The 8,240-nt window shown below is 38.8% G+C and carries 9 protein-coding genes, 2 tRNA genes and 1 pseudogene; 7 read left to right on the top strand and 5 right to left on the bottom strand.

The annotated features are described in order from the left end of the window. Positions 1-151: 151 nt before the first annotated feature. Together MMP72_RS10575 and glpK are read right to left on the bottom strand one after the other, a co-directional pair. On the bottom strand, positions 152-910 hold the full coding sequence (locus MMP72_RS10575) for a DeoR family transcriptional regulator (RefSeq protein WP_241317078.1): 759 nt from the start codon (positions 908-910) through the stop codon (positions 152-154). Positions 911-963: 53 nt separating this feature from the next. Continuing rightward, entirely contained in the window at positions 964-2,478 is a 1,515-nt protein-coding gene (gene glpK / locus MMP72_RS10580; RefSeq protein WP_241317080.1) for a glycerol kinase GlpK, read from the bottom strand. 259 nt (positions 2,479-2,737) lie between these two features. On the opposite strand from glpK, the gene MMP72_RS10585 reads away from it, so the two are divergent. Further along, positions 2,738-3,160 carry a hypothetical protein gene (locus MMP72_RS10585; RefSeq protein WP_241317082.1) on the top strand — a complete coding sequence of 141 codons (423 nt, stop codon included), beginning with the start codon at positions 2,738-2,740 and terminating at the stop codon, positions 3,158-3,160. A gap of 58 nt (positions 3,161-3,218) precedes the next feature. On the opposite strand, the gene MMP72_RS10590 is transcribed toward MMP72_RS10585, so the two are convergent. The 3 genes from MMP72_RS10590 to folD form a co-directional block, all read right to left on the bottom strand. After that, positions 3,219-3,503, bottom strand: a complete 285-nt coding sequence (locus tag MMP72_RS10590; protein ID WP_241317084.1) for a GNAT family N-acetyltransferase — start codon at positions 3,501-3,503, stop codon at positions 3,219-3,221. A gap of 142 nt (positions 3,504-3,645) precedes the next feature. Then, positions 3,646-4,314 carry a 50S ribosomal protein L11 methyltransferase gene (locus MMP72_RS10595; RefSeq protein WP_241317086.1) on the bottom strand — a complete coding sequence of 223 codons (669 nt, stop codon included), beginning with the start codon at positions 4,312-4,314 and terminating at the stop codon, positions 3,646-3,648. Positions 4,315-4,365: 51 nt separating this feature from the next. Next, the gene (gene folD, locus MMP72_RS10600) at positions 4,366-5,214 is read right to left on the bottom strand and encodes a bifunctional methylenetetrahydrofolate dehydrogenase/methenyltetrahydrofolate cyclohydrolase FolD (RefSeq protein WP_241317088.1); all 849 of its coding nucleotides are present in this window, start codon (positions 5,212-5,214) and stop codon (positions 4,366-4,368) included. 169 nt (positions 5,215-5,383) lie between these two features. Here folD and MMP72_RS10605 point away from each other — a divergent pair. The 6 genes and pseudogenes from MMP72_RS10605 to MMP72_RS10630 all read left to right on the top strand — a co-directional run bounded on the left by MMP72_RS10605 (position 5,384) and on the right by MMP72_RS10630 (position 8,103). Then, positions 5,384-5,457: transfer RNA gene (locus MMP72_RS10605), tRNA-Cys, on the top strand. A gap of 10 nt (positions 5,458-5,467) precedes the next feature. Further along, positions 5,468-5,553: transfer RNA gene (locus tag MMP72_RS10610), tRNA-Leu, on the top strand. A gap of 237 nt (positions 5,554-5,790) precedes the next feature. Next, a pseudogene (locus MMP72_RS10615) lies at positions 5,791-6,049 on the top strand (PAAR domain-containing protein); the annotation flags it as partial. A 299-nt stretch (positions 6,050-6,348) separates the two neighbouring features. Beyond that, the gene (locus MMP72_RS10620; protein WP_241317090.1) at positions 6,349-7,038 is read left to right on the top strand and encodes a hypothetical protein; all 690 of its coding nucleotides are present in this window, start codon (positions 6,349-6,351) and stop codon (positions 7,036-7,038) included. Continuing rightward, positions 6,998-7,459 (top strand): hypothetical protein, encoded by a 462-nt coding sequence (locus MMP72_RS10625; protein WP_241317092.1) that lies wholly within the window; start codon positions 6,998-7,000, stop codon positions 7,457-7,459. The genes MMP72_RS10620 and MMP72_RS10625 overlap by 41 nt, the downstream gene beginning before the upstream one ends. A gap of 77 nt (positions 7,460-7,536) precedes the next feature. Then, positions 7,537-8,103, top strand: coding sequence for a hypothetical protein (locus MMP72_RS10630; protein WP_241317094.1), 567 nt, complete (start codon positions 7,537-7,539; stop codon positions 8,101-8,103). Positions 8,104-8,240: the final 137 nt, after the last annotated feature.

Consider the following 8,240-nt stretch of genomic DNA (forward strand, 5'->3'; position numbering starts at 1 on the left):
ACTGATGGTTAAAAATAAAAAAGTGACAGGAAAACGATTTAAAATGAATTAAATGTAATATTTATAAGGAATAAAATGATTTATACACAAAACTAAGCTCAGTCAAAATCACCCAGCTCAAAAGATTAATATTTTTTTCGAAAATGAATATTTATTTGGCAATAATCAATCCAATATCCAAATCCTGAATGGTTTTCATATATTGATCATTCGGTTGCTCATCCGTAAAGATGCAATCCACTTGTTTAAGTGAACCTAAACGAATCATCGCATTACGTCCAAATTTACTACTATCCGCAGCTAAAAAGACCTGACGTGCGCTTGAAATGATTTCTTGTGAAACACAGACTTCTTGAAAATCAAAATCCAATAAAGTGCCATCTTCTTCGATACCACTAATTCCAACCAATGCATAATCCGCTTTAAATTGCTTAAAGAAATCAGCCGTTGCCTGCCCAATCACGCCACCATCTGGACGTACACGACCACTGGCAATCAACACCTCAAAATCTTCTTTGGTACTCAAAATCTTAGCAACATTTAAATTATTGGTAATAATTTTCAGCCCCGTATGATTTAACAAGGCATGCGCAATGGCTTCGGTTGAAGTACCGATATTGATAAACAATGAAGCATGGTCAGGCACAGCAGCGGCGACAGCTTCCGCAATAGAACGTTTTTCTTCAAGCATATGCCCGACACGCATGGTGTACTCAGTGTTTTCGACACTAGAATCATGTGCCGCGCCGCCATGATAGCGACGCAACAAACCGTCATCTGCTAACTGATTAATATCACGTCGAATCGTCTGAGGAGTAACATCAAAATATTGGGCAAGTTCTTCAATACTGATATAACCACGCTCTCGTACTAATTCGAGGGTTTTTTGTTGGCGTAATATCAAACTCATGCTCATCCATCCTATGTTATTTCAACTCATCCAATAGCAACGCTTAGTTGGGCTTAATCCTCAGCCCAATTTCGAGTGCGTCCTACTGCTTTTAACCAACCTTTGTAGAGTTTTTCAGTTCTATCTCGACTACTCTCAGGTGTAAAAGTACGCTCGATCGTCATTCTACTCTTCAATTCATTCAGATCCGACCAAAAACCGACAGCCAAACCAGCCAAAAATGCTGCGCCCATACCTGTGGTTTCTTTCATTGCTGGACGTTCAACTGAAGTTGACAAAATATCGGCTTGGAATTGCATGAGGAAGTTATTTGCAGTAACACCACCATCAACACGGAGTGTCCGCAACTTTTCACCCGAATCTTGCTGCATTGCATCCAGAACATCACGGGTTTGGTAAGCAATTGACTCTAATGTTGCACGAATAATATGCTCAATACTCACACCACGCGTCACCCCTAAAATCGCACCACGTGCAGTCGGATCCCAATAAGGTGCGCCTAATCCTGTGAATGCAGGAACCACATAGACGCCATTACTATCTTTGACTTTGGTTGCGTAATATTCAGAATCATGCGAGTCATTAATCGCTTTCATTTCATCTCGCAACCATTGCACACATGAGCCACCATTAAACACAGCACCCTCAAGTGCATAGTTCACTTCGCCTTTTGCCCCACATGCAATGGTCGTCAACAAACCATGATTTGATTGAACAATGCGCTTTCCTGTATTCATTAACAAGAAACAGCCTGTGCCGTAGGTATTTTTTGCTTGCCCCACTTCAACACACATTTGACCAAATAATGCGGCTTGTTGATCCCCTGCAATACCTGCGATTGGGATTCCAATTTCTTGTCCACTAATGGTATGCGTATATCCATAGACTTCTGAAGAACTGCGTACTTCAGGCAACATCGCTTTAGGAATATTCAAGGCTTGAAGTAGCTTATCATCCCACTCAAGTGTTTCGATATTGAATAACATGGTACGAGATGCATTGGTGTAATCTGTGACATGCACTTGCCCATTGGTCAGCTTCCAAATCAACCATGTATCCACTGTACCAAATAGAAGCTCGCCACGTTCTGCACGTTCACGACTGCCTTCAACTCGATCAAGTATCCACTTAATTTTTGTCGCTGAGAAATATGGGTCAATCACTAAACCCGTTACTTTACGCACATAGTCTTGCCAGCCATCTTGACGAAGCTGATTACAAATTTCATTGCTTTGGCGGCTTTGCCATACAATCGCATTGTAAATAGGTTTACCTGTTTTTTTATCCCAAATCACCGTAGTTTCGCGTTGGTTGGTAATCCCAATCGCAGCAATTTGATCACTTGAAATACTGGCTTGTGCTAACGCTTCAACCCACACTGCGCTTTGAGTCGCCCAGATTTCCATCGGATCATGTTCAACCCAACCGGGTTGCGGGTAAATTTGGGTAAATTCGCGCTGAGCAATGGTGATGACATTCGCATCGTGATCCAATACGATCGCACGTGAACTCGTTGTACCTTGATCAAATGCAACCACGTATTTTTTTTGACTATCTGTAGAGATCATACATACCTATCCAGACTTGCCTGATGTATTAGAGCAATGAATTAAACGCCCGAAAAAACGGAGCGTCATACTGCAATAAAGCAACGACTTCTGTATTAAATTAAAAACTGCGCCGATTATATGCAAAATTGTTCGAAAACGAAAATTCTTTATTTATTTTTGAATACAAAACTGACGAAAAACCATTTGTTAAAGATTACTCACAATTCAAAAATCATTTTTATGCGATACTAAAAGCATAAATAACAGGATCATTGATATGAAAAAAACCAATTTATTCTTTATTGTAAGCGGTACACTTATCATTGCAGCATGTCAAACTGGCTCACACCAATATAATGGTGCAAAGGGCTATCAAATTGAAGATAAAACAGCAACTTCGGCTACAATCGCTTATACACTTTCTGCACGTAGTAATGCAAATGTGGATGAGAAAAAATTACAGCATGCCTGCAAGCAAGTACTCGGTGTAGAAAAAAATTATAAGATTTCAATCCTAAGCACCAATGAAATCATCAACCCTGCTACACAGGAAAACTATGGTGTTCAGCTCGGCAGCAGTCGCACAACTTTTGGTCTATCCAACTCACCTGATTTAAATAACAGTGAGGGTTATGCTACTCGCCAAGCACTTGAAACTCGACCAACCACACTTACCGTGGTTCGCTATACCTGTTCTTAACTGCATAAATATAAAATGGATGTATCCAGATATTGATAATGAATACATCCAATCAACCCTATTTTTTTAGCACATCATGAATGGATGGATCCTTATCAAACACAGATTTTGCAAAAGGACACAATGGAATCACTTTAACCTGCCGTTCGCGTACAAATTCGACTAATGCATCTAATAATTGGCGACCAACGCCTTTCCCACGGAATTGATCACTGACATCGGTATGGTCAATAATGAGCATTTCGTCACCCGCCCATGTATACGCCATCTCGCCTGCGAGTACATCACCGTCTAAAAGCTTAAATACACCATGTTTAGCATCATCGACTTGCTGAATATTCATACGATGTTCCTTTTTGAGTTAAATTTTATTCAATGAATCACTTGTTTCACCGAATGTTTTAACATGATGTTCAACAGTATTGTGTTGAGATTTGATATTTCTCAAACAAACCATAATGATCAACTTTTAATAAGGTGAATACTTATTGAGTACGATAAAAACTCACATTTCGAAACTCGTTCGCTTCATCCAGATCTGGCCAAGTTGTTGCACTTCGCTCATCAATCTTTATATATTTTGGATGGCTAAAATTTTTGACTCGACTGTCAGCAACCCAAACCTCTGGTGCAAATTTTAGAAATTCGTCTAAAAAGAAACGATTGCATTGATCATAAAGCACATCTGCTGCGAGCAGGACATCCACTTGTTCTGCTTTATATAAATCATCCAGATATTCAAGCTCTACATCATTTAATAATGCATTTTCACGACATGATTCCAAACTGATTTGGTCAATATCACAGCAGATGACTCGCTTCGCGCCTGCCAATTTTGCAGCAATGGCAACGACACCTGAACCTGCACCAAAATCCAATACCACTTTATCTTTGACATGATGTGGTTCTGCCAATAACCATTGTGCCATAGCCAAGCCAGATGCCCAGCAAAAAATCCAATAGGGTGTTTCATTCCAAATCCGTCGAATGACTTCATCATCTAAACGATCTGTTGGAAATACTGGCGGTATTAACCATAAAGAAATCGGTGTTTCAGGTAATTGTTGCGCCAATAAATCAGTATTTGGAATCACATCATGCAATGCTTTCAGTAACTGTTCAGGCGCTTTAGCAAATTGAAAGGTACAGCTCATATTTGTTTAATTCTAAAAAAACCCCTCTTTCAATAGAGGGGTTAAAGATCTTTATCCCAACGCCTTTTCAGCAGCTTCAACAGTTTGACGAATCAAAGTGGTAATCGTCATGGGACCCACACCACCTGGAACAGGTGTATAAGCAGATGCCACTTCGTCAATTCCAACCAGTTGAATATCACCCACACCACCACCATCACGTGGATGGAAGCCAGCATCAACCACCACCGCGCCTTGTTTAATCCAATCTTTTTGGATCAATTCCGCTTTACCCACTGCCCCGACAATAATGTCAGCTTGTTTAACCAAGTCAGCAAGATTTTGCGTACGTGAATGACAGATCGTTACGGTTGCATTGGCTTGCAATAGCATCATTGCCATTGGTTTACCTAAGATCGCAGAGCGCCCCACCACGACCGCATGTTTGCCTGCAATCTCAATTTTGTTTTCTTTCAAAATCGTCATGATGCCTGCTGGTGTTGCTGAACCGTAAGCCGCTTCACCCATCGCCATACGACCAAAACCTAAGCAAGTCACACCATCGACATCTTTTGCCAATGAAATTGCATCAAAACATGCTCTTTCATCAATCTGTTCTGGCACTGGATGTTGCAGCAAAATACCGTGTACATCAGGATTTGCATTGAGTTTTTCAATTTCTGCAAGCAATTGTTCAGTTGTGGTTTCTTTCGGAAGTTCGACTTTAAGTGAATCCATTCCTACACGACGGCAAGCATTGCCTTTCATACGCACGTAAGTTGCAGATGCACCATCATCACCGACTAAAATGGTTGCCAAAATTGGGGTACGCCCCGTTTTTGCTTTTAATGCCTCTACACGTACCAACAAATCTGCTTCGATTTGTGTTGCCAATGCACGACCGTCTAAAACCAATGCCACAGCGTATCTCCCAAATGAGTATAAGTAAGCGCTTACGATTAAATAAGTATGCAAATGATACATGATAATTTGCGCAATATTCTTTTAGATGTTGTTTTTATGTGCATATTCGCTGCAAACACTATTGTTTTTTTTCTAAAGATTGCTAATATGTGCATCACCAAGAGATGGCGGGGTGGCAGAGTGGTCATGCAGCGGACTGCAACTCCGTGTACGCCGGTTCGATTCCGACCTCCGCCTCCAATTTGGTAAAGCCCGAGTGGTGAAATCGGTAGACACAGGGGATTTAAAATCCCCCGCCCACAAAGCGTGCCAGTTCGAGTCTGGCCTCGGGCACCATTTTTCAGCTAATGAAATTTGGTGCTAAAAATTCCAGCGTAAGCTGGTTTTTTTATGCCTGAAATATTCGAACATCTTAAATAAAAATACAAAACAAAAATTCCCTACACTATCTGATTGACATTATTGCTGTCATTTTCATTGGTATACCTAAATTAGTAAAAGATACAAAATTGTACGTATATTAAATAAGCGTCTTTGCTAGCATATCGCCAAAATAAAATGAGAGGGTTAATTTTGGCAACAGCATATATTGTGGTTGGATGTCCCACTACTGGTGGGGGGGAAAGTCATTACAGGAAGTAGCTTTTTCTTAATTGAGGGTATTCCTATTGCATGTGTTGGTGATACAGCAACTTGTCCAAAGCATCAAACTGTTGCAACGATTATCACTGGTGATCCACATATGCAGGTAATGGGTAAAATGGCTGCTAGGGTTAATGATTCACTATCTTGTGGATGTAAATTATTACCAATGCAAAATCTTGTCGTTCAAGATAATGGTCCTTCGCCCAGTTCTAATGCTGCAAGCTCATCTACGTCTACACCTGTTCAGGATAGTTTCATTGCACAAAATCCAGATGATCACGGCATCAAATTTAAGTTACTAGATGAGAATACAGGGCAGCCTTTAATTGAACAATATTTCAAGCTGAAAGCACCAGATGGCAGCATGATTGAAGGCTTTACTGATGAAACGGGACAAACTGAGCTTATTGAGTCTGGAAAAGAAGCAAAAGAAGTTGATTTGACTACGTTTGACCTATCAAAACCATTACCAGAATGGAATTAAAGATGACTAGACCACAGGATAGAAATGTACACCCCGACACAATGGCTGGTTTTCCCGAAGAACAGAAAGTTTGTGTCATTACTGAGCCACTTTGTAATCAGTACATAAAAGAGCGAAATTATTATATAGCTCGGCCGTACAACTTTATGATGAGTGTTACAGACTGGTTTGAAGTTGAGAATACTATAGAGTTGTTGATGGCTGTTAGATTTGGGATGGAATACGATGTTAATACGTTCCCAGACGATTTTATGTTCGATACTGCATTTCATACTCAAATGTACATCAAATTTCATAATTACGTACTCAAACACTCATTAAAAGAAATTCCTAAAATTGTTGGGGAGTTTCAGCAAACAGCTTTTAAAGTAAGATTTATTAGTACTTTTGCAGTTAATGACTTGAAGGATCTTCGAAATTTAGGTCCTTTTGCACAAGGTAAAGGGGCTGTAAAATCATTGAATGATTTGAAAAAAACTCTAAGTAAGTTAGATGTTCGGGAAGCAACAACTGATCTCGCTTTACTACAAGATAATCGGGGGCCAATTCATATCAATAGAAATATGTTTAAGAAAATATTCAAAAAAGACTTTAACACTGGAATGGTACAAATTTTACGTACCCAAGGAATTTACAAAGGTGATCCTACAAATGTTGAATTTTCGGAATTTGATCGTCTTAACAATCATTAATTTTTCTCTGTTTGGTTGTTCTGCTAAGTCGTTAGATATCAAGGAAACGTTAAAGCAAGGCAATGGTGGTGCTATAAGTATGCTATTGATTGATTCAGATGTATATCGTGTATCAACAGATATTGAACTTAATAAAACATCTAGAACATTGTTACGAACAACTCTTTCAAAGTTAGAAGTAATTCGTAAATTTGAGCAAGAGATTGGTGGGGGGTATAAAATTGAAGATGATCTTTTACCCGCAAAAATTAATCAGCTTTGTTTGATTAATAATTTCATGTTGACGCATAGAAAAGAATTACCACCAAATATTGACTTTTCAGACACATATAACTGGATTAATGACAAACAAATTGTTTATAAAAAGACTCTGACTGAGTACTTAGGCGATAAAAAACTAACAAATGACTGTAGATCCTAAAACAACTTAAAGAACTATCCTATATAGGGTAGTTTTTTATTACACGTGTATAGAGGCTAAACCATATCAATAGAGACATGTTCAAACGTATATTCAAAAAAGACTTTAACGCAGGTATGGTGCAGATTCTACGTAATGAAGGCACATATAGAGGTGATCCAACCAATGTTCAGTACTCAGAATTTGATAAAAAATTAATCGTTAGTTTTCTATGTTTAAGCATTCTTACTGCATGTTCTAGTACTTTAACGAACCAAGAAATTAAGGAGACACTAATGATTAGTAGCTCTGGTGCATTAAAGATGCTTTTAGTAGATTCTGATGTTTATCAGAAGGCTACAAATAGGGAGTTAGACCCAGTTACTTGGGAGCTTTTAAAATCGACAAAAGTTAAGTTGGACATTTTACGTGGCCTTGAGGAAAGGATAGGAGGTTCATATACAATTGAAGATAATTTATCTGTGGGTAAAATGAATCAACTTTGTTTAATCAATAATTTCATGCTTGCACATAAAAAAGAATTTCCTAAAACTTTGGATTTATCAGGTACCTATGATTGGATTGAGTCAAAACAAAAAATATTCTTAACCAATCTGAATGAAATTTTAGGCGATAAGAGAATGAAAAACGATTGTCGATCCTAGACAAAAAAGCCAACTTTTAGATGTACTAGCTCAAACCTGATCGAGGTTGTAAATAATTCTGTGTAAACACACCTTAGATATAGTCAGCCATACGTTGTTCAAACAAGATGCTAAAACGGCTCATTGCAGCTTTCCAG

Origin of the sequence: Acinetobacter sp. NIPH 2699 (genome assembly GCF_022549355.1) — a bacterium.
Classification (GTDB): Bacteria; Pseudomonadota; Gammaproteobacteria; order Pseudomonadales; family Moraxellaceae; genus Acinetobacter.

Excerpts from the sequence above, each read along its gene's own strand:
- MMP72_RS10575 (WP_241317078.1), bottom strand. The coding sequence starts at position 910 with ATGAGTTTGATATTACGCCAACAAAAAACCCTCGAATTAGTACGAGAG.
- glpK (WP_241317080.1), bottom strand. The coding sequence starts at position 2,478 with ATGATCTCTACAGATAGTCAAAAAAAATACGTGGTTGCATTTGATCAA.
- MMP72_RS10585 (WP_241317082.1), top strand. The coding sequence starts at position 2,738 with ATGAAAAAAACCAATTTATTCTTTATTGTAAGCGGTACACTTATCATT.
- MMP72_RS10590 (WP_241317084.1), bottom strand. The coding sequence starts at position 3,503 with ATGAATATTCAGCAAGTCGATGATGCTAAACATGGTGTATTTAAGCTT.
- MMP72_RS10595 (WP_241317086.1), bottom strand. The coding sequence starts at position 4,314 with ATGAGCTGTACCTTTCAATTTGCTAAAGCGCCTGAACAGTTACTGAAA.
- MMP72_RS10620 (WP_241317090.1), top strand. The coding sequence starts at position 6,349 with ATGACTAGACCACAGGATAGAAATGTACACCCCGACACAATGGCTGGT.
- MMP72_RS10625 (WP_241317092.1), top strand. The coding sequence starts at position 6,998 with ATGTTGAATTTTCGGAATTTGATCGTCTTAACAATCATTAATTTTTCT.
- MMP72_RS10630 (WP_241317094.1), top strand. The coding sequence starts at position 7,537 with ATGTTCAAACGTATATTCAAAAAAGACTTTAACGCAGGTATGGTGCAG.